The following is a 724-nucleotide window of genomic DNA, read 5'->3' as shown; positions in this document are numbered from 1 at the left end:
AAGGATGAACGCGATCCCGACAACGGTACGGGTGGTCAACCTAGCTGGCGAGCCACTGCCAAACACATTGGCACAAAGTCTATATGCATTGGAGCATGTCGAAAAAGTCTTTAATCTTTATGGACCGTCTGAAGATACGACGTACTCCACGTATGTACAGGTCACCAAAGGCGCCACGTCAGAACCGACAATTGGTCGTCCTTTGTCCAACACACAAGCGTATATTCTCGATGCCAACCTGCAACCAGTACCGTTGGGCTTACCTGGGGAACTGTATCTTGGTGGTGACGGCTTGGCTCGTGGGTACCTAAATCGCCCTGAGCTGACCGCAGAACGATTCTTGTCCAACCCATTCCACGCTGACCCGCAAGCGCGGATGTACGGCACCGGTGACTTGGTCCGCTATCTTCCAGATGGACAAATCGAGTATTTGGGACGGATAGACCATCAGGTGAAGATTCGCGGCTATCGGATCGAGTTGGGAGAGCTGGAGGCTGTCCTTCGCACCCATTCGGCTGTCAAGGAAGCCGTGGTGATGGCAAGAGAAGACAAGCTGGGTGACAAGCGTCTGGCGGCGTATGTGACGACAAAAGAGGAAAGCAGTGAAGAGGCCACTGACTTAGCGGTCTGGGCAAAAGCAAAATTGCCAGAGTTTATGGTTCCATCCGTCTTTGTCTGGCTGAACGCGATGCCGCTCACACCGAATGGCAAGATCGACCGGAAG

1 protein-coding gene is annotated in these 724 nt (G+C 53.3%); it reads left to right on the top strand.

Features of this window, described 5'->3' with window-relative positions:
* A partial coding sequence (locus HP401_RS29500) for an AMP-binding protein (RefSeq protein WP_173607626.1) occupies positions 1–724 on the top strand: 724 nt, incomplete at both ends.

The organism is Brevibacillus sp. HB2.2, assembly GCF_013284275.1.
Lineage (GTDB): Bacteria > Bacillota > Bacilli > Brevibacillales > Brevibacillaceae > Brevibacillus > Brevibacillus brevis_D.
This window is presented reverse-complemented; position numbering and strand designations above follow the sequence as displayed.